At 60.4% G+C, this 19,115-nt stretch carries 16 protein-coding genes and 1 pseudogene; 8 read left to right on the top strand and 9 right to left on the bottom strand.

What is annotated here, in order from left to right:
• A pseudogene (locus ACKLKD_RS08095) lies at nt 1-413 on the top strand (hypothetical protein); the annotation flags it as partial.
• Nucleotides 414-513: 100 nt separating this feature from the next.
• Here the strand turns inward: ACKLKD_RS08095 and ACKLKD_RS08090 are convergent.
• The 6 genes from ACKLKD_RS08090 to ACKLKD_RS08065 all read right to left on the bottom strand — a co-directional run bounded on the left by ACKLKD_RS08090 (nt 514) and on the right by ACKLKD_RS08065 (nt 6,885).
• Complete coding sequence (locus ACKLKD_RS08090) at nt 514-1,173, bottom strand: O-methyltransferase (protein WP_025713024.1); 660 nt, start codon at nt 1,171-1,173, stop codon at nt 514-516.
• Nucleotides 1,174-1,271: 98 nt separating this feature from the next.
• Nucleotides 1,272-2,642, bottom strand: a complete 1,371-nt coding sequence (locus ACKLKD_RS08085) for an efflux transporter outer membrane subunit (protein WP_087805561.1) — start codon at nt 2,640-2,642, stop codon at nt 1,272-1,274.
• Nucleotides 2,639-3,724 (bottom strand): HlyD family secretion protein, encoded by a 1,086-nt coding sequence (locus ACKLKD_RS08080; RefSeq protein ID WP_025713026.1) that lies wholly within the window; start codon nt 3,722-3,724, stop codon nt 2,639-2,641. Before ACKLKD_RS08080 ends, ACKLKD_RS08085 begins: the two co-directional genes overlap by 4 nt.
• 28 nt (nt 3,725-3,752) lie before the next feature.
• On the bottom strand, nt 3,753-5,405 hold the full coding sequence (locus ACKLKD_RS08075; RefSeq protein ID WP_025713027.1) for an MFS transporter: 1,653 nt from the start codon (nt 5,403-5,405) through the stop codon (nt 3,753-3,755).
• Nucleotides 5,405-5,836, bottom strand: coding sequence for a MarR family winged helix-turn-helix transcriptional regulator (locus tag ACKLKD_RS08070; protein ID WP_025713028.1), 432 nt, complete (start codon nt 5,834-5,836; stop codon nt 5,405-5,407). The genes ACKLKD_RS08075 and ACKLKD_RS08070 overlap by 1 nt, the downstream gene beginning before the upstream one ends.
• 134 nt (nt 5,837-5,970) lie before the next feature.
• Entirely contained in the window at nt 5,971-6,885 is a 915-nt protein-coding gene (locus ACKLKD_RS08065) for a LysR family transcriptional regulator (RefSeq protein WP_087805563.1), read from the bottom strand.
• Nucleotides 6,886-6,985: 100 nt separating this feature from the next.
• Between ACKLKD_RS08065 and ACKLKD_RS08060 the strand changes: the two genes are divergently transcribed.
• Complete coding sequence (locus ACKLKD_RS08060) at nt 6,986-7,984, top strand: aldo/keto reductase (RefSeq protein ID WP_025713030.1); 999 nt, start codon at nt 6,986-6,988, stop codon at nt 7,982-7,984.
• Between the two features lie 156 nt (nt 7,985-8,140).
• Here ACKLKD_RS08060 and ACKLKD_RS08055 read toward each other — a convergent pair whose 3' ends face one another.
• Together ACKLKD_RS08055 and ACKLKD_RS08050 are read right to left on the bottom strand one after the other, a co-directional pair.
• Complete coding sequence (locus ACKLKD_RS08055) at nt 8,141-9,415, bottom strand: Glu/Leu/Phe/Val family dehydrogenase (RefSeq protein WP_087805566.1); 1,275 nt, start codon at nt 9,413-9,415, stop codon at nt 8,141-8,143.
• Between the two features lie 212 nt (nt 9,416-9,627).
• A complete protein-coding gene (locus ACKLKD_RS08050; RefSeq protein ID WP_042929472.1) occupies nt 9,628-9,762 on the bottom strand; it encodes a hypothetical protein in 135 nt (44 codons plus the stop codon).
• Between the two features lie 180 nt (nt 9,763-9,942).
• Here ACKLKD_RS08050 and ACKLKD_RS08045 point away from each other — a divergent pair, with 180 nt between their 5' ends.
• From ACKLKD_RS08045 to ACKLKD_RS08020, 6 genes are read left to right on the top strand one after another with little or no spacing between them, the layout of a single operon-like run.
• The gene (locus ACKLKD_RS08045; protein WP_025713032.1) at nt 9,943-11,148 is read left to right on the top strand and encodes a bifunctional succinylornithine transaminase/acetylornithine transaminase; all 1,206 of its coding nucleotides are present in this window, start codon (nt 9,943-9,945) and stop codon (nt 11,146-11,148) included.
• Nucleotides 11,149-11,166: 18 nt separating this feature from the next.
• Nucleotides 11,167-12,189, top strand: a complete 1,023-nt coding sequence (astA, locus tag ACKLKD_RS08040) for an arginine N-succinyltransferase (protein WP_025713033.1) — start codon at nt 11,167-11,169, stop codon at nt 12,187-12,189.
• On the top strand, nt 12,180-13,646 hold the full coding sequence (gene astD, locus ACKLKD_RS08035; RefSeq protein WP_025713034.1) for a succinylglutamate-semialdehyde dehydrogenase: 1,467 nt from the start codon (nt 12,180-12,182) through the stop codon (nt 13,644-13,646). The genes astA and astD overlap by 10 nt, the downstream gene beginning before the upstream one ends.
• A 21-nt stretch (nt 13,647-13,667) precedes the next feature.
• Nucleotides 13,668-15,008: an N-succinylarginine dihydrolase gene (gene astB / locus ACKLKD_RS08030; RefSeq protein WP_025713035.1), complete on the top strand. Its 1,341-nt coding sequence runs from the start codon at nt 13,668-13,670 to the stop codon at nt 15,006-15,008.
• Nucleotides 15,009-15,018: 10 nt separating this feature from the next.
• Entirely contained in the window at nt 15,019-16,014 is a 996-nt protein-coding gene (astE, locus tag ACKLKD_RS08025) for a succinylglutamate desuccinylase (protein ID WP_025713036.1), read from the top strand.
• 9 nt (nt 16,015-16,023) lie between these two features.
• Nucleotides 16,024-17,454: an amino acid permease gene (locus ACKLKD_RS08020; protein WP_087805568.1), complete on the top strand. Its 1,431-nt coding sequence runs from the start codon at nt 16,024-16,026 to the stop codon at nt 17,452-17,454.
• 195 nt (nt 17,455-17,649) lie between these two features.
• On the opposite strand, the gene ACKLKD_RS08015 is transcribed toward ACKLKD_RS08020, so the two are convergent.
• Nucleotides 17,650-18,975, bottom strand: coding sequence for an MFS transporter (locus tag ACKLKD_RS08015; protein ID WP_087805571.1), 1,326 nt, complete (start codon nt 18,973-18,975; stop codon nt 17,650-17,652).
• Nucleotides 18,976-19,115 lie beyond the last annotated feature (140 nt).

Genomic DNA, 19,115 nt, shown 5'->3' with positions numbered 1-19,115 from the left:
TACCGATATATACCGATAATCTTGGGCGCATTGTGCGCTCCGAAAATGTGTCCACCACCCAGCAATCATCAAAGCTCCTGAGCACGACCACCTATCACTATGACGAGCGGCACCAGCTGGTGCGTAAAACGGTCAATGGCGGCCTGATGGCTATGCTGTCTGTCAATTATCGCTACGTGGCAGGGCATTTAAGCGGTATCTCCGACTCGGATTCCACCTCGACGCTGCGTTGGGATGAAAAAGGACGTTGGCTATCCGAGGATAGAACCACCACTTATCGTACCAAATACCAGTCCCGCTGCTTAGGCTGGGATCCCGCGGGGAACTGTAGCGGAGAATATAGTGAACATGAAGGATACGGCGGAAAAAGCGAAGCGTCTCTGCATTATAGCTATACCTATTATCCCCAATGATCGTTCGCGGTAACCTGCCGCGGGTGACGCGTCTCGGCGCGGGGGTTCTCCCTCTCCCTGGGGGAGAGGGTCGGGGGAAGGGCGTCAGGCCGCCCAGCGCTCATCCATTCACCCGCGCCAGCGTAAACCCATCCCATCCCTTAATGCCCACCGTCTGCAGCGCGGTGGCGGTGAGCCGCGGGTTATCCCCGATCATTTCGATAAACCGGCGCACGCCCTGCACGCGCGCATCCTCGCTTTGCCCGTTAATCACTTCGCCATCGCGCACCACGTTATCGCCCACGATCAACGTTCCGGGGCGCGAATAGTGCAGCGCCCACTCCAGATAGTGAGGATTATTTGGTTTATCGGCATCAATAAAGATCAGGTCGAACGGCTGCACATCCGCGAAATTTTCCAGCGTGTTCAGCGCTGGCCCTTCAATGAGTTCAATACGATCGTTTAGCCCCGCGAGGCGGATATTCTGGCGCGCCACCCCGGCATGGGTGGGATCGGCCTCAAGGGTGATCAATTTGCCGTCGGCGGGCAGCGCGCGCGCCATCCAGATGGTGCTATAGGCGCCGAGGGTACCAATCTCCAGGATCCGCTGCGCCTGTGTTATACGCACCAACAGCGCCAGAAGTTGCCCCTGATTGGCCGCAACATCGTGTTCAGGTAGCCCGGCGCGTTTGTTGTTTTCCAGTACCTGACTCAGTACGTCATCGTCAGGAATAAGCGAAGAAATCATGAAATTATCGACTGCAGACCACTGGTGTTGCATTGGTTGACTCCCTGGTGGTAGTGGTGGCCGGGTGGCGCGAGGCTGTCCCGGCCTGAATATGGGTTTCCGCTCTCTCCCTGGTTGAGGTTTCGCGTGCGTCACGCGTTCAACCAGCCGCCTCCCAGCGCCCGATACAGATCGATCTGCGCCAGCAACAGGTTATTTTTCACCTGCACCACGCTAAGCTGGGTGGAGAACAGCGTTCGCTGGGCATCAAGCACCTCCAGATACGAAGAGTAGCCGTTGCGGTAGCGGTTTTGCGCAATACGTAAGGTTTCCTGGGCAACGGTCTCTTGTTCCTGAAGCTCGTTTAACTGTTCGCTGTAGCGACTGATGGCATCCAGGCTGTCATTGACCTCTTTGAACGCGCCGCGCACTGCTTTCTCATAACTGTAGAGCGCCTGGTTGCGTTGCGCCATGGAAACATCCACCTGGGCATTTAACGCCTGGCGGTTTAGCAGCGGCGCCAGAATACTGCCGCCCACGCTCCACAGCCGCAGCGGGTTATCCAGCAGATCCGGCAGCGTGCGATCCTGCAGGCTGCCGGTGGCGGTGAGGTTGAGGGAAGGCAGCAGCTGCGCCTGCGATGACGCCAGCGTGGCATCGGCGGCCACCAGCTGACGCTGGGCCTGTACGATATCCGGGCGGCGGTTGAGTAAGGTGGACGGCAGCTGCGACGGCAGCCTCAGCGGCGTGAGCTGGGCAAATTCGCCGCGTTTTACCGCGCCGGGGTTATCACCGAGCAGCACGCTGAGGGCATTTTCCTGCTGGGCTATCTGGTGCTGTAGCGGCGGGATCTGGGCGCGCGTTGCGCGCAGCTCCGAATCTGCCTGCATCAGCTCAAGGCGCGAGGTATATCCGGTTTCAAACTGGCGTTTCGCCAGGCGCCAGGCGTCTTCCCGTGATTTCAGCGTCTGCTGGGTCACCCGCAACTGCTCATCCAGCGACAGCAGCGTGACATAGCCAACGGCCACCGAGCTGGCGACGCTCAAATTGGCCGCGGCGGCGGCGGCTTTCTGCGCCTCGAGGCTGGCCCCGGCGGCGCTGGCCGCGCTGCGGTTCGCTCCCCAGATATCGACATCATAGCTGGCGGTCAGGCCGCCCTTATACAGTGTGCTGTGGATCGGCAGACCGGTGGCGGCGGACTGCGCCCGGGCGCGGGTGCCGGTCAGGCTGGCGTCCAGTGACGGAAACAGACTGCTGTCGGCGGCGTAAGCGCGCGCCTGATACTCATTCACTCGCTCACGGGCGATCAGCACATCGCTGTTATAGCGCAGCGCCTGATCAACATACTGATTGAGCGTGCTGTCATGAAAATTGCGCCACCATACGCCTTCCACCGGGCTCGCCGGGCCAACTTCGGCCCGCCAGGCGGCAGGAATGGTCAGGGTCGGTTGCGCGCGCTGCACGTCGGCGGATTGGCAGCCGACCAGTGCCAGGACGACAGCAAGGGTGAGCGGGCGGATCATGGCTGTTTCTCCGCGCGGGTATCAATGGTTACCTGCACCGACATCCCCGGTCGCAGGCGTTCGCTGTTGTTCTGCCCGTCGTTGACCGTAATGCGCACCGGGATGCGCTGGGCGATCTTGACGAAGTTACCGGTGGCATTGTCCGGAGAGATGGCGCTAAATTCCACCCCGGTCGCCGGGGAGATGCTCTGCACCTTGCCGTGGAAACGCTCGCCGTTGAGCGCGTCGACGGTGAAGGTGACCGGCTGGCCGATACGCACCTCGGCCAGCTGGGTCTCTTTCAGGTTGGCGATCACCCAGTGCTGCGGCGGAACCAGCGAGGTCAGGTGGGTTCCGGCGCTGACGTAAGCGCCAAGACGCACTGAGATCTGCCCCAGCTGGCCGCCGGTGGGGGCGATGATCTGCGTGTTTTGCAGGTCGATCTGCGCCAGCTCAAGCGCCGCTTTGGCGCTGGCGACGTCGGCCTCCAGCGAATCGCGATTGACGATGGTCGATTCACGGTCCTGGCGCGACATCTCCAGCGCCGCTTTCGCCTGCTCAATATCCGCCGCCCCCTGGGCTGCGCTGGCGCGTGCTGAATCGCGTTCGCGGATCGACAACGAACCGTCGGCAGTTAACTCCTGCACCCGTTTTAAATCGGCCTGGATTTTCTGATTCTGCGCGCGGGCGTTTTGCAGCGCGGCTTCGTTTTTCGCTATCGTCGCCTCGGCGCTTTTGCGTTGCTGCAGATTGTTGCGCAGCGCCGCCTCCTTCATCGCCAGGGTGGCCTGGGCCTGATGCACCCGCTGCTTATAGATGCGGTCGTCTATCTGGAACAGCACCTCGCCCGGCTCAACAATCGCGAAATCTTTGACGTTGACGGCGGTGATGTAGCCGTTGACCTGGGGGCTGATAAAGGTGGTCTGGCCGCGCACATAGGCGTTGTCAGTGAACTGGCTATGCCGGGTGAACGGCGGCAGTTGCCAGGCGTAGAGGATCACCAGCACGCCGACGAGGCCTATCGCCGCGGCGGTAAAAATGGAGACCACACGAATGTTGTTCCGGGTGTTGGCCTGTTGTTTGGCCGCATCCTGCTGACTCATAACGACTCCAGAGATGAAATGATGATAATTATTTGCTGCCGGTGGCGCGTTTTAAGGCGATACGGGCGGTCAGACGTAAGCGAATTAAGCGCCAGAACACCCACACTAATGTCCCGGCGGAGATCGCCGCCGTCAGCAGATAGGTGTCATTCCAGGCGAGAATATTGGCCTGCAGCGTCGCGGCGTTTTGCAGCAGGGTGGTGGCCTGAACGTTGAGCAGCGTACTGTCGCCAATCTGGCTCTGATACATCTGGCTGTACTGCTGCAACCGCTCGACGATCAGCGGATTCAGGGTGGTTATCTGGTCCGCCAGCTGGCTGGAATGGAATTTCTCCCGCCAGGTCTGAAAGGTGCCGAGGATCGCCGAGCCGAGCAGGCCGCCAATGTTCTGGCTCATGCCGAACAGCACCGAGAAGCTGACCAGGTTGCGCGGGTCGGCAAACACGCCGCCAATCCCGGCGAGCATCGCCGGGGCCAGAAAGAAGGCGCTGCCGAAGCCGAGTAAAAACTGGCTGAACATTAATTGTTCCGGACGGGTGAGGGCGTTGGACTGGCTGTCGAGCAGCGAGGCTATCATGATCAGCGCCAGGGCGGTGGCGGTCGGCCAGTAGAGCTTCTGCGGGTTGAGCGTCAGACAGCTGGCAACGATCCCGCACAGAATACCGGCGAAAATCGACCACGCGAGGTTAGTCATCTGTTCGTTTTGCAGACCAACGTACTGCAGCCAGCCGATGACCCCGGTGTTCTGCTCCGCCAGCACGATGCGGATCAGCAGCATAATCAGGCCGAGGCGCACGATGCTGCCGCTGGAGAGCCATTTGGTATTGAGCAGGGGATTGCTGCGGTTATGCTCGAAAGTAATGGCGGCGACGATCAGCACCACCGCTGCCGCCAGCGCCCAGCCGATCCACGGTGCTTCGAACCACCACTCCAGCCGCCCCAGCGACAGCACGGCGCAGACCAGCGCCATGCCGGGCGCCAGCAGAAAGAAGGTAATAAAATCCTTCTTCTCGAAGACCTTTTTGCGATCGCTCGGCGGCAGTTTCAGCGCGATGACGCAGGCCAGCGACACCAGCGCCAGCCCCAGTTCAAAAAAGTAGAGTCCGCGCCATTCATCTATCTGCAGCAGCTCGGTGGAAAAGAGGCGCGCCAGGGGAATGGCCAGCGACGAGCCGGTAATGCCGATGATTAGCCCTTTCAGGCGGTGGCGTGCGGGCCAGGCCTGTACCTGATAGTAGATCCCCAGCGAACTGAGCGCCGCGGCCACCATGCCGTGGGCAGCGCGCACCATCATCGCCGAGCTGAGGTCGTTGACGAACAGGTGGAAAAAGGTCACCAGCACATAGAGCACCAGAAAGCCTTCGGTGAAAGCGCGCAGTCCGAACTGCTGACGAAATTTCACCAGCAGCAGGTTGATGGAGACATTGGTCATGACGTACACCGCCGGCAGCCAGGCGATCTCGGTCGACCAGGCGGCGAAGGTGCCCTGCAGCAGCTGCAGGTTGGCGGTGACCACTGCATTGCCCAGCGCGCCGGTGAGGCACACCAGCAGGCCGACTACGCCGTAAGCGAGGCGTTTCTGCGGACTGTGCAGCGGCGTAGAGGGCGAGCCAAGCAGGGCCGGTTTTTCATGCGGCGCCCAGTCATGCGGAGCATAGGGGTTATCCTGGCGACGGGGCATTATTTCTTCTCCACTTCGCGCAACAGTTTTTCCAGCACCCGCTGAGTTTGCTCCCGCTCCTGCGGGGTAATCGCCGTCAGGATCTCTTCACGCAGATCGTCTGCTACCGTTTTGACCTGCTCATACAGCGCCATTCCCTGGCCGGTGGCGACCAGCAGCCGCTTACGTTTATCACGCGCGGTGGTGACGCGCTCCACCAGCCCGAGGGCGACCAGGCGGTTGATCAGCGGCACAATGGTCGGGCTCTCAACGCCCAGCTCCTGCGCCAGTTCGCTCTGCGACAGCGGCTGCGGCTGGCGGGCAATGGCGGCGACCGCCACCCAGCTGGCCTGGCTCAGGCCGAGGTCTTTCAGCCGGCGATTGACCGCCAGCCGCCAGTGGTGGGCAGTCAGATATAAAAGATGGGAGAAGTTAAGCTGTCGGTTGTCCATAGGTCGTCTGTCAATATCGTTAGAGCTCTAACGAGTTTATGCCTGACGACCGGCGGAATTCAAGGTGAAGGATAAAAAGAGGTTAACGGTATGTGCGTTTATTGTGGTGAGAAGGAGATTCCCCCTCACACCTTTTACTCATGGAGGATGTTCTTATTCTGCGCCATCACCCAGGCGATAAAGGCCCGCAGGGGAGCGGGAATATGTTTGCGGCTTGGATAGTAGAGGCAGAAATGATCCGCCGGGTAGCGGTAGTCCGCCAGCAGCTGAACCAGCGAGCCAGCGCTGAGCTGCTGCGTCACCAGCGACTGGTAGACGAAGGCGATGCCTAATCCGCTCTCCGCCGCCTGGATCATTGCGTTATCGGAATCGACCACCAGATCGCCTGCGACCGCGATCTCGCTGAGCTCGCCGTGGGGGCTAATAAACTCCCAGCGGTACTTCTCACCACTGGGAAAACAGCGGTTAATGCAGCGGAAATTAACCAACGACTGCGGGGTGTCGGGTTTGCCGGCCTGGCGAATATAGTCCGGGCTGGCCACCGGGATCAGCGACAGTTTCTCGCCAAAGGGGATGGCAATCATATCTTTGGGCACATCCTGAGAATAACGAATGCCGGCATCAAAACCAGACTCAATAATATTGACTTTCCGATCGCTGGTAAACAGTTCGAGGGTTACGTCGGGACAGCGATTTTTAAAGGCAATAAAATAGCGGTGAAAAAAGAGGTCAACAACAATCCGCGGTAAATTGATTTTAATCGCGCCTTCCGGCGTTTGGCGATGATAATTCAGGCTATCAACCACCCGGCGATAATCATTAACCACTGGCATCATATTGTTAAGAAATTCCTCACCCACAGCGGTTAATGACAAACTGCGCGTCGAGCGATTTAGCAGGCGCACGCCTAACTTTTCTTCCAGATGATTAATGGCGGCGGTCAGCGCCGGTGGAGAAAGGTTTAACGCTTTGGCGGCCTTGCGAAAACTGCCATGTTTCACTATGAGCATTAATATTTCAATTTGTTGCAGATCGGGCAAGGTTTTCATTGTTAATTTCCAGCTAACACCGCATTAGGAATAGATTAATTGTTATCAATATGAAAGGGAAGTATATATTTAACACCATTCAGCAGGTAAGGAAAATAAGATGAAAACACGTTATCTTGGAAAAGAAAATTTTCAGGTTTCCGCATTAGGTCTCGGATGTATGGGAATGAGTTTTGCCTATGGCGGCGCTGAAACGTCGCAGGCGATAAATACGATCCATGCCGCCGTGGATATGGGCGTGACCTTCCTGGATTCCGCCGAAGTATATGGCCCTTTCGCTAATGAAATTCTGATCGGCAAAGCGATTAAAGGTATCCGCGATAAGGTGCAGATTGCCACCAAATTTGGCTTTCGTATTCTGCCCACCGGCCAGGGTCTGGAGCGGATGGCCGGCGTTGACAGCCGTCCGGCACATATTCGCGAGTCAGTGGAAGGGTCGCTGAAGCGACTGAATATCGAGACCATCGATCTGCTCTATCAGCACCGCGTCGATCCGGCGGTACCGGTGGAAGAGGTGGTGGGCACAATGGCTGACCTGGTTAAAGAGGGTAAAATTCGCCATATCGGGCTGTCGGAGGTCTCTGCTCAGACGCTGCGCCGGGCCTGCAAGGTGCATCCGATTACCGCCGTGCAGACGGAATACTCGCTATGGAGCCGCGAGCCGGAGGACGGTATTCTCACTACCTGCCGCGAGCTGGGTGTCGGCTTTGTGCCATACAGCCCGCTTGGCCGCGGCTTCTTGACCGGGACTATCACCGATCCCGGCGTTTTGGCGGCGGATGATTTTCGCCGCCATCTGCCGCGCTTCCAGGCCGAGACCATGCGCCAGAACCAGCGACTGCTGGCGCGCCTGCAACAGGTGGCCATTCGTTATCAAGCCACCCTGGCGCAGATTGCTCTCGCCTGGGTGATGAGCAAAGGCGAGGATATCGTGCCTGTTCCGGGGGCGAGGACAATTGCCCATCTGCGCGATAATGCCGGCGCCGCGAATATTACCCTCGCGCCTGAGGATATTCAGACCATCGAACAGATTTTCACTGCCGACAACGTCACTGGCCTACGCTATACCCAGGGCGACTTTGATTTAATCGAAAAATAATCCCGGATGGGCAGTGGGGATTTGTTCCGTTGGCGTGACGTTGTCACATTTTTTGGGCAGTTCTCCGTCAGATAGCGCATATCCTCGGTGGTTAACGGCGTGGTAGCGAAAAAAGGGGCGGCGCAATGCCACCCCTGTTGCGGTTGCTGGCGGGGATCAGCCCGGGTAGATGCCGCGGTCTTTTCGCGCCATCAGAATGCGCTCGCAGGCCACGATATAGGCGGCGGTACGCAGGGTACACGCTTTCTCGGCGGCTTTATCGCAGACGTGAATGATGGCGTCGGTCATGATGCGGTCCATCTTGGCGTTGATCTCCTCTTCGCTCCAGAAGAAGCTGGCCATGTCCTGCACCCACTCAAAGTAGCTGACGGTCACCCCGCCGGCGTTACAGATAACGTCCGGGACCACGATCACGCCGCGCTCGGCCAGCACGTCGTCCGCTTCCGGATAGGTTGGGCCGTTGGCCCCTTCCAGCACCAGTTTGCAGGTCAGCTTCTCAGCACGCTCGCGGGTGACTTGCCCTTCCAGTGCCGCCGGGATCAGGATATCCATCGGGGTGGTCCAGAACGCCTCTTTATCGATCTCCTGGGCGCCCGGGAAACCGGCAATCTGTTTTTTCTCCGCCTGCCAGGCGGTGAGGGCGGCCATATCGATTCCGCCTTCGTTATACAGCGTCGCGGTGTGATCCTGAATGACCACGATACGGGCGCCGACGCCGGCGAACAGGCGGGCTGCTTCGCTACCGACGTTACCAAAGCCCTGCAGCGCCACTTTGGCGCCTTCAATTTCGATGCCAGCGCGACGGGCCACTTCCCGGCCGGTGACGAATACGCCACGCCCGGTGGCCTTTTCACGGCCGAGGGAGCCGCCGAGGTGGATCGGTTTGCCGGTGACCACGCCGGTGATGGTGGTGCCATGGTTCATGGAGTAGGTGTCCATCATCCATGCCATCACTTTACCGTTGGTGCCGACGTCCGGCGCCGGAATATCTTTCTGCGGCCCGATAATAATGCCGATTTCACTGGTGTAGCGGCGGGTCAGACGCTCCAGTTCACCTTCCGACAGGGAGAAGGGGTCGACGCGAATGCCGCCTTTGGCCCCGCCGTAAGGAATATTGACCGCCGCGCACTTAATGGTCATCCAGGCAGAAAGTGCCATGACTTCGTTAAGATCGACATCCGGATGGTAGCGAACACCACCTTTACCCGGTCCACGCGACAGATTGTGCTGAACGCGATAGCCTTCGAAGTGGCGGATGGTGCCGTCGTCCATTTGCACAGGAATGTCGACGATCAGCGCCCGCTTCGGATGGCGCAGGGTTTCCACCCAGTAGGCAAGATCGCCGAGATAAGGCGCGACACGGTCGATCTGGCGCAGGTAGGTGGTCCATGGAGATGTACTACTTTCAGATGCGTAAGATAACTTTTCCATAAGAGTCCTGTTTCTCAGTGTTATTTATGTCGTGTAAAGCCGTGGAATAGCGACAGCAGTAAACTCTGTGCAATGAATGGTATCACCAATTTTATAAAGCGGTATTTGACGGCAATTCCGATTTTTAAATTTTTGTTAGATTTTTTATTTTTTAAGTGAATAACTACGCACGCCAACCACCCGCAAGCTGTGCATTTTAATTCACTTTTTATTCACTTAAGTGCATAAGAAAATATTTTTTCTATGTTTTTCATTATCTTGATGATCCTCAAAAAGTGAATAAATTGCTTTACCCCGTATTGACAATCTTGTTGTTCACAGGCCAGCATTAGTCCGCACAACAACATGACGTTAACCGTGAATTAACAATTACCCCTAAAAATAATAGGGCTTAATTTTCCTGTGGTGAATATTTTTACCACCACAGCGGGCGCGCTCGTGCCCAAAATAAGCCGAGGGTCAGGGTTAATGTCGATTGTCCAACGCGGCGGAGTGGTTTCCGTCCTCTTACGTTCCGGAGATGAATGATGTCAGGCTGTATGACTCGCGAAGATTTTGACGCTTACCTGGTTCCCTGTTTTGCCCCCGCGCCGTTTATTCCGGTCAGGGCGTCGGGCTCCCGCGTCTGGGACCAGCAGGGGAAAGAGTATATCGATATGGCCGGCGGTATTGCGGTGAACGCCCTGGGCCATGCCCACCCGGCGCTGGCTGAGGCCTTGCAGGGCCAGCTGGCGAAACTGTGGCATATCGGCAATGGCTATACCAACGAACCGGTGCTGCAGCTGGCGAAAACCCTCGTGCAGTCGACCTTTGCCGACAAGGTATTTTTCTGCAATTCCGGCGCCGAAGCCAACGAGGCCGCTCTTAAACTGGCGCGGAAATACGCTCACGATAAGTTTGGCGGTGAAAAAAGCGAAATTATCGCCTTCAACCACGCCTTCCACGGGCGAACGCTGTTCACCGTCTCCGTCGGCGGCCAGCCGAAATATTCCAGCGATTATGCTCCGCTGCCGCAGGGCATTACCCATCTGCCCTATAACGATATCGAGGCGGTCACCGCGGCCATCTCTTCGCGCACCTGTGCGGTGATCGTCGAGCCGATCATCGGCGAAGGCGGCGTGATACCCGCTGACCCGGCGTTCCTCCAGGCGCTGCGCACCCTCTGCGATCGCCATCACGCGACCCTGATATTCGATGAGGTGCAGACCGGGGCGGGCCGTACCGGCCATCTCTACGCCTACCAGCACTACAACGTCGTCCCGGACATCCTCACCAGCGCCAAAGGGCTGGGGGGCGGCTTCCCGATCGGTGCGATGCTGGCAAAAGAGGCCTGGGCGCAGGTCTTCCAGCCCGGCACCCATGGCACCACCTTCGGCGGCAACCCGCTGGCGGCGACCGTCGCTAACGCCGTGCTGGCCCATCTCGATGCGCCGCTGCTGGCGGGCGTTGGCGAGCGCCATGCGCTGATCGTTGACCAGCTGAATGCGCTCTCTGCCCGTTACGATGCGTTCAGCGCCGTGCGCGGCGCCGGTCTGCTGATCGGCGCTGAGCTGGCGGGGCCGCTGCGCGGCAAGGCCAAAACGTTGACCAATCTGGCGGCGGAAGAGGGGCTGATCGCTCTGATTGCCGGCCCGGACGTGCTGCGCTTCGCGCCAGCGCTCAATATCCCGCTGGCGGATATTACGGAAGCCTTCGTGCGCCTTGATCGCGCCGTTGCCCGCTTAACCCGCTAACCGGGAGGACGGCCTGTGATGCTATTTCGTCCCGTACGGGAAAACGATCTCGACGACATCGTCCGCCTTGCCGCGCGGGCGGGGGTCGGCATGACCTCCTTACCGCATGATGCCGGGCGCCTGGCCGCCCGTATCCGCCGCAGTATCGAGACCTTCGCCGGCGAACTGCCGCGCGGCCAGCAGGGGTTCCTGTTTGTACTGGAAGACACTGCGCTGGCGCGGGTAGTGGGGGTCAGCGCCATTGAGGTCGCGGTGGGCCTGGACGAGCCGTTTTACAATTTTCGCATTCAGAAAACGGTTCGCGCCTCGAAAGCGCTGGGAGTCTATAAGCCTCAGGAGCTGCTTAATCTCAGCTATGACCACACCGGGCACAGCGAACTGTGTACGCTGTTTCTCGACCCGGCCTATCAGCGCAACCGCAATGGTCTGCTGCTCTCCAAGGCGCGCTTTTTATTTATCGCCGCCTTTCGCGAGTGGTTTTCCCCGCACCTGTTTGCCGAACTGCGCGGCTGCAGCGATGAGCAGGGTCAGTCGCCGTTCTGGGATGCGCTGGGCCATCACTTCTTCGACATCCCGTTCGCCGATGCCGACCGGCTGACCGGCACCGGCATGAAAACCTTTATTGCCGAACTGATGCCGGCTTACCCGATCTATATCTCGCTGCTGCCGGAAGCGGCCCGCGAGGTCATCGGTCAGGTACATCCCAATACCGCCCCGGCGCGGGCGATCCTCGAGAAAGAGGGATTTAGCTGGCGCGGCTCGGTGGATATTTTCGATGCCGGTCCGGTACTGGAGGCAGAGACCGATCAGATCCGCGCCGTGCGCGACAGCCAGTGCCTGCCGGCCCGACAGCTGATGGGCGACCTGCCGGCGCCAACCCTCGTCGCCAACGGCCAGTTCGACGATTTCCGGGCGCTGCTGGTGGCCCACGAAGAGCAGGTCTCACTTGACGCCGCCGCGCTGGACGCGCTGCAGGTCAGTGAAACCGACCGCGTTTATACGGTAACCCTGAATCCAGAGGACAACAGATCATGGCGGTAAAAGCACAGTTTATAGCCGGGCAATGGCAGCCGGGCAGCGGCGCAACGATGAGCAAACTGGCCCCGGAGGATCAGTCGCTGCTGTGGCAGGCGGCCAGCGCGGGGGCCGACGACGTCCAGGCGGCATGCGCCGCGGCGCGCGCGGCGTTTTATCCCTGGTCGCACCGGCCGCTGGCCGAACGTATTGCCGTGGTGGAGCGTTTTGCCGCGCTGCTGGAGACACATAAAGAGGCGCTGGCGACCCTGATTTCCCGCGAGACCAGCAAGCCGCTGTGGGAGACCCGCACCGAAGTGCAGGCGATGATCGGCAAGGCCGCGATCTCCATCGAAGCCTATCATCAGCGGACGGGCTTTCATGAGTCGACGCTGCCGGACGGTAAAGCACAGCTGCGCCATAAACCGCACGGCGTGATGGCGGTCTTTGGCCCCTACAACTTCCCGGGCCACCTGCCCAACGGGCACATCATTCCGGCGCTGATCGCCGGGAATACCATCGTGTTTAAACCCAGCGAGCTGACGCCGGCCACCGCTGAAATGACCGTCCAGCTGTGGCAGCAGGCGGGCGTCCCCGACGGGGTGATTAATCTGCTGCAGGGCGGAAAAGCCACCGGCCAGGCGCTGCTGGAAAATCGTGATATCGACGGCGTGCTGTTCACCGGCAGCGCGGCGGCCGGTTTCCACTTCCATCGCTACTTCGGCGGCCAGCCGGAGAAGATGCTGGCGCTGGAGATGGGCGGCAACAACGCGCTGATCGTCGCCGACGTGGCCGATGTCGATGCGGCGCTGAATGTGATTATCCAGTCGGCGTTTATCTCCGCCGGGCAGCGCTGCACCTGCGCGCGCCGGCTGATCGTGCCGCGCGGCGAGCAGGGGGATGCGCTGCTGCAGCGGCTGGTGGAAGCCAGCGCGCAGATCCGCGCCGGCAAGTGGGATGACCAGCCGGCGCCGTTTATGGGCGGGGTGATTTCTCTCGACGCCGCGCAGAACATGCTGGCGGCGCAACAAAAACTGGAGGGGCTCGGCGGCAAGGTGCTGCTGCGCATGCGCCAGCCGGATCCGCGCTCCACGGTGCTGACGCCGGGGATCGTCGACGTCACCGGGATCGAGGTGCCGGATGAAGAATACTTTGGCCCGCTGCTGACGGTTATCCGTTACGACGGCTTCCCGGAGGCCATTCGCCTTGCCAACCAGACCCGCTATGGCCTGGCCGTCGGGCTGATCTCCAGCGATGCGGCGCAGTTTGAACAGCTGGCGGACGAGGCGCGGGCCGGGATCGTCAACTGGAATAAGCCGCTGACCGGCGCCTCGAGTAAAGCGCCGTTTGGCGGGGTGGGCGCCTCCGGCAACCATCGCGCGGCAGCGTGGTACGCCGCCGATTACTGTGCCTGGCCAATGGCCTCTCTGGTCAGCGATACGCTGACGCTTCCGGCGACGGTCTCGCCGGGCCTGCCATTCTGATAATTGATTCTGTGAGGACCTATGTCTGGTTTTGAAGCAAACTTTGATGGCCTGGTCGGCCCGACGCACCACTATGCCGGACTCTCCGTCGGCAATGAAGCCTCGCAAAATAACCGCGATGGTCTCTCTAACCCTAAAAAGGCGGCGCTGCAGGGGCTGTATAAAATGAAAGCCCTTGCCGATCGCGGCTTCGTGCAGGGCATTCTGCCGCCCCAGCCGCGGCCGAATCTACGTCTGCTGCGCGAAGTGGGGTTCCAGGGCAGCGATGAGCAGGTTATCCGGCAGGCGGCCGACGCGGCGCCGCAGCTGCTCTCCGCCTTCAGCTCCGCCTCGTCGATGTGGACCGCCAACGCGGCGACCGTCTCACCGTCGGCGGATAGCGCCGATGGCAAAGTCCATTTCACCGTCGCCAACCTGAACAATAAGCTGCACCGTATGCAGGAGGCGCCCACCACCTCGGCGATCCTGGGCGCCACGTTCGCCGATCCGCGCTACTTCGCCCACCATGCGGCGCTGCCGCAGCATGGCGACCTCGGCGATGAAGGGGCGGCTAACCATAACCGCTTCTGCCGGGAGTATGACCGACAGGGGGTGCAGTTTTTTGTCTACGGTCGACGCGCCAGCGGCGGGATCGCCCCGGTGAAGTATCCGGCGCGGCAGACCCTTGAGGCCAGCGAGGCGGTGGCTCGCCTGCATCAGCTGGATCCGCGCTACACGGTATTCGCCCAGCAGGCGCCGCAGGCTATCGATCGCGGCGTGTTTCACAACGACGTCATCGCGGTCAGCAATCGCCATGTGCTGTTCCACCATCAGCAGGCGTTTGTCGATCAGGCGACGGTGCTGGCGACGCTGCGGGCTAAAAGCGACAGTCTGGATATCCCGTTCACCAGCGTGGAAGTGCCGGACGAGCGGGTGTCGCTTGATGACGCGGTGGCCTCATATCTGTTCAACAGCCAGCTGCTGAGCAAACCTGACGGCAAGATGCTGATCGTGGTGCCGGAGGAGTGCCGCCAGCGGGAAAACGTCTGGCGCTATCTGAGCGACCTCGCCGCCGACAGCGCATCGCCGATCGATGAAGTGGCGGTCTTTGACCTGCGGGAAAGCATGCGCAACGGTGGCGGCCCGGCCTGTCTGCGGCTGCGGGTAGTGCTCAACGAGGCTGAACGCCAGGCGGTCAACGCCCATAGCCTGATGAACGACGAACGTTATCAGCAGCTGACGGCATGGGTGGAAAAACACTATCGCGACCGGCTGCACGCCCGCGATCTGGCGGACCCGCAGCTGCTGCGCGAGGTTTATCAGGCGCTGGATGAGCTGACGCAGATCCTGCGCCTGGGCGCGGTCTATGATTTCCAGCGTTAAGGAGCGGCAGATGGAGCACCTGGTTAACGATTTACTGCACTGCCGCCTGCAGGCGTGGACCTTTCCGGCGGGCATCGAGGCCCGCTGGCTGGGCGAGGGTATTTTACAGCTGCTACCGACGGCGCCGTGGCGCCAGGCGACGATCCTCTCCGCCGGTGTGCATGGCAATGAGACCGCGCCGATTGAACTGCTGCTGCAGTTGACCCACGATCTGAGCCAGGGGCGGCAGCCGCTCACGCAGGCGCTGCTGATCGTCTTTGGTAACCTGCCGGCGATCCGCGCCGCGCGCCGCTATCTGCACAACGACCTCAATCGCCTGTTCGGCGGCCGCCATCTGGCGGTCACCCCGGGGAATGAGTCGCGGCGGGCTTTTGCGCTGGAGCAAGCGGTGCAGGCCTTCTATCGCGCCGCCGATGCGGCGGGTCCGGTCAACCGTAGCCATCTCGATATGCATACCGCCATTCGCGGGTCGCTGTATCGCCAGTTTGCGCTGCTCCCGGCCCACGCCGGGGATTTTTCGCCTGGCTTCTACCAGCTGTTGCAGGCCAGCGGGATGGATGCCATCGTGCGGCATACCGAAGCGGGCGGCACCTTCACCCATTTCACCTGCGAAAAGTTCGCCGCGCAAAGCGCCACCCTGGAGCTGGGGAAAGTGATGCCGTTCGGCGCCAACGATCTCAGCCTGTTCGCCGCTACCGACGCGGCGATCCGCGCCTGGATCGCTGACGCGCCGCTACCGCCGCGCGACAAAGCGCCAGTGGACTACTTCCTGGTCGAGGAGAGCATCATCAAGCGCGAGGGGGAATTTACGCTTAATCTCGCGGCCAACGTTGAGAACTTCACCGCGCTCCCGGCGGGATACGAAATCGCTCGCCAGGCGGAGAAACGGTGGGTGGTGCAGGCCCGGGCCCCCTATATCCTCTTTCCCAATGCCGGGGTCGCCACCGGTCAGCGCGCCGGGCTGCTGCTGCGCGCCGCGGCTCTTCGCCTCCCACAACCAGCCTGAGGAAACACCATGACTGAACATCAACATCAGGCGTCTCCTGCCGCCGGAGGTGAGGGCGCGTCACAGCTTAAACGCGGGCTCGGCGCCCGCCACATTCAAATGATTGCCCTCGGGGGCGCCATCGGCACCGGGCTGTTTATGGGGGCGGGGCGCAACATCGCCGTCGCCGGCACCTCGATTCTGCTGATCTATGTGCTGGTCGGGTTCTTTACCTATATGGTGATGCGGGCGATGGGGGAGCTGCTGCTCACTCGCCATGACTACCGCTCATTTGCCGATTTTGTCGGCGAGTATCTCGGGCCACAGGCCAGCTTTTACCTCGGCTGGACCTACTGGCTAAGCTGGGTGGTGACCTGTATCGCCGACGTGGTGGTCTGCGGAAGCTATATGCAGTACTGGTTCCCGGAACTGTCGGCGTGGATGCCGGCCCTCAGCATGCTGGCGATTCTGTTTCTGCTTAACCTGCTGTCGGTGAAGATGTTTGGTGAAGCGGAGTTCTGGTTCGCCCTGATCAAGGTGATCACCATTATCGCCCTGATTGGCACCGGCGGCTGGATGATTGCCACCGGCTGGACCTCCCCGGACGGCGTGACGGCCTCTCTCAGCCATCTCACCGATCCGACGGCCTTTATGCCACACGGTATCACCGGTTTTTTCGCCGGCTTCCAGATAGCGATCTTCTCCTTTACCGGCATTGAGCTGCTGGGCACCATGACGGCGGAGACCCGCGATCCGCAGCGCATTTTGCCCAAGGCGATCAACACCTTGCCGCTGCGAATTATCATCTTCTATCTGCTGTCGATGGTGGTGATTATCGCCGTCGCCTCCTGGCCGGGGGTGTCGGCGGAGACCAGTCCCTTCGTCACGCTGTTCGCCAAAGCCGGGCTGCCTGCCGCCGCGGCGGTGATTAACTTCGTGGCGCTAACCTCGGCGATGTCCTCGGCAAACAGCGGGGTCTTCTCGAGCACCCGCATGCTGTACGGCCTGTCGGTGGAGAAGCATGCGCACTGGCAGTTTCGCATCCTGTCGCGCAATACCCGCATTCCGGTGCGAAGCCTGCTGTTCTCCTGCTTCTGCATGCTGATCGGCACCCTGCTGCTGTTCCTGGTGCCGAACGTGATGACCCTGTTCACCATCGTCTCGACCCTGGCGGCGATTATGGTGGTGTTCAGCTGGGGCATGATCCTCGTGGCCTATCTGGTCTATCGCCGTCAGCGTCCCGACCTGCACGCCGGGTCGCGCTTTAAGATGCCCGCCGGGGTGGTGATGAGCTGGGTGAGCCTGCTGTTCTTCGCCTTCGCCATCTTTATCATGATTTTTGATCCGGATACGCTGCTGGCGCTGTTGGCGTCGCCGCTGTGGTTTATTGCCCTGTGGGGCTTCTGGAAGCTGAAGCAGCGGCGCGAGGGGCCGCTTCAGCTGGACAACCAGAGCGCCTGACACCCGCCGGCCAACCTGGCCGGCTAAGCAGGAGGTGAGGACGTTACGTCTGTTTGTGCCCGGTGGCGGCTGGCGCCTTACCGGGCCTACTGTCTTACTGAGCCTGGGATGAGCGGTATCCTCCGCGGTGTGATCCCCCCAAGGCCCGCGTAAGCGCAGCGCCGCCGGGCACGCTACCTGCCCAGACGGCGGCGGTTAGGCGCGTTCCGCCCGGGAGCGGGCCACATCCGGCGCGGACTTCATCCGGCTGGCGCAGAATATCGCCAGCAGCGAAATCGCCACCGTAACGCCCAGATAAACGGCCACCGGACGCCAGTCGCCGTCATATTTCGCCAGCAGGCCGGTGGCGATAAGCGGCGCGGTGCCCCCGGCCAGCGCGGCACCCAGCTGGTAGCCGAGGGTGATCCCGGTATAGCGCACATTGGCGCTGAAAATCTCAGAGCACAAGGTGCCGAGCACCGCAGTTACCGGCGCCCACAGAATGCCGAAGGCCACGATCGTCGCCAGCATGATGCCCCAGCTGGTGCCGGTGTCGAGCAGCAGGAACCACGGGATAATAAACAGCCCCAGCAGCACCACGCTCAGGGTGTACATTTTTTGCCGGCCCACCTTGTCTGACAGCAGCCCCATCAGCGGGATCATCACGGTGGCCACCAGCGCGCCCAGGGTCACCGATTCCAGCGCCTGCGACTTCTGATAGCTCAGGGTGGTGGTGGCATAGCTGACCACAAAGGTTGAGAAAATATAGAAGGGCGCGGTCTCCACCACCTTCAGACCGGCGGCAATCAGCACTTCGCGCCAGTGGTGCTTAAGCGTTTCGCGCAGCGGGGCTTTCGCCACCTGGCCGGATTTTTTCACCTGCTTAAAGGCGGGGGTTTCGTCGATATCTTTGCGGATCCACAGGCCGAGAAAAACGAGGACGGAGCTGAGCAGGAACGGTATGCGCCAGCCCCAGGCGAGAAACTGTGCCTCATCGAACAGGGTCATCAGCGAGACGATAAACGTCGCCATCAGCATGCCGATGGTCACGCCGGCCTGGGGAATACTGCCAAAAAAGCCTTTCCGCTTTTCCGGCGCGTATTCGTAGGCCAGCAACAGCGCGCCGCCCCATTCGCCGCCGATACCCATGCCCTGAATAATGCGCAGGGTAATCAGCAGGGCGGGCGCCCACAGGCCCACCATCTCATAGGTGGGAAGCAGGCCGATCGCCACCGTGGCGCTGCCCATCAGCGACAGGGTCAGCACCAGCGTCTTCTTGCGGCCGATGCGATCGCCGATATGGGCGAAAATGACCCCGCCGATGGGGCGGATAAAAAAGGTCAGCGAGAAGGAGAGCCAGGAGAGGATCAGGCCGATGACCGGGTCGACCATCGGAAAGAAGATTTTGTTGAACACCAGCGCGGCGGCGGTGCCATAGAGAAAATAATCGAACCATTCGATGGCGCTGCCTGTCAGGCTCGCGATCAGGACCTTCTTGTTTTTCTGCAGAATGTATGCAGTGTTGTCTTGTGGATTGCTCATTACGAAACGTTCTCCCGCGACGGTAAATAGGTCAGGTGTCACTCTGTGCGTGCAGGGTGCAACCCGGTGTGAAAAGGTTGTGTAATTGTTAAGCAACTTAGGGGTGAAGGTTACAATTGGCAAGTTCAGCGCTGGCAAAC

It is taken from the genome of Klebsiella sp. 10982 (genome assembly GCF_048589245.1).
In the GTDB taxonomy this organism is placed as follows: domain Bacteria; phylum Pseudomonadota; class Gammaproteobacteria; order Enterobacterales; family Enterobacteriaceae; genus Klebsiella; species Klebsiella quasivariicola.
This window is presented reverse-complemented; position numbering and strand designations above follow the sequence as displayed.

Bases quoted from the DNA above. Each gene is read 5' to 3' on its own strand.
- ACKLKD_RS08075 (WP_025713027.1), bottom strand. From the start codon at position 5,405: ATGCCCCGTCGCCAGGATAACCCCTATGCTCCGCATGACTGGGCGCCG.
- ACKLKD_RS08060 (WP_025713030.1), top strand. From the start codon at position 6,986: ATGAAAACACGTTATCTTGGAAAAGAAAATTTTCAGGTTTCCGCATTA.
- ACKLKD_RS08085 (WP_087805561.1), bottom strand. From the start codon at position 2,642: ATGATCCGCCCGCTCACCCTTGCTGTCGTCCTGGCACTGGTCGGCTGC.
- ACKLKD_RS08065 (WP_087805563.1), bottom strand. From the start codon at position 6,885: ATGAAAACCTTGCCCGATCTGCAACAAATTGAAATATTAATGCTCATA.
- ACKLKD_RS08090 (WP_025713024.1), bottom strand. From the start codon at position 1,173: ATGCAACACCAGTGGTCTGCAGTCGATAATTTCATGATTTCTTCGCTT.
- ACKLKD_RS08070 (WP_025713028.1), bottom strand. From the start codon at position 5,836: ATGGACAACCGACAGCTTAACTTCTCCCATCTTTTATATCTGACTGCC.
- astD (WP_025713034.1), top strand. From the start codon at position 12,180: ATGGCGGTAAAAGCACAGTTTATAGCCGGGCAATGGCAGCCGGGCAGC.
- ACKLKD_RS08080 (WP_025713026.1), bottom strand. From the start codon at position 3,724: ATGAGTCAGCAGGATGCGGCCAAACAACAGGCCAACACCCGGAACAAC.
- ACKLKD_RS08050 (WP_042929472.1), bottom strand. From the start codon at position 9,762: ATGTTGTTGTGCGGACTAATGCTGGCCTGTGAACAACAAGATTGTCAA.
- ACKLKD_RS08045 (WP_025713032.1), top strand. From the start codon at position 9,943: ATGTCAGGCTGTATGACTCGCGAAGATTTTGACGCTTACCTGGTTCCC.
- astE (WP_025713036.1), top strand. From the start codon at position 15,019: ATGGAGCACCTGGTTAACGATTTACTGCACTGCCGCCTGCAGGCGTGG.
- astB (WP_025713035.1), top strand. From the start codon at position 13,668: ATGTCTGGTTTTGAAGCAAACTTTGATGGCCTGGTCGGCCCGACGCAC.
- ACKLKD_RS08020 (WP_087805568.1), top strand. From the start codon at position 16,024: ATGACTGAACATCAACATCAGGCGTCTCCTGCCGCCGGAGGTGAGGGC.
- astA (WP_025713033.1), top strand. From the start codon at position 11,167: ATGCTATTTCGTCCCGTACGGGAAAACGATCTCGACGACATCGTCCGC.
- ACKLKD_RS08055 (WP_087805566.1), bottom strand. From the start codon at position 9,415: ATGGAAAAGTTATCTTACGCATCTGAAAGTAGTACATCTCCATGGACC.
- ACKLKD_RS08015 (WP_087805571.1), bottom strand. From the start codon at position 18,975: ATGAGCAATCCACAAGACAACACTGCATACATTCTGCAGAAAAACAAG.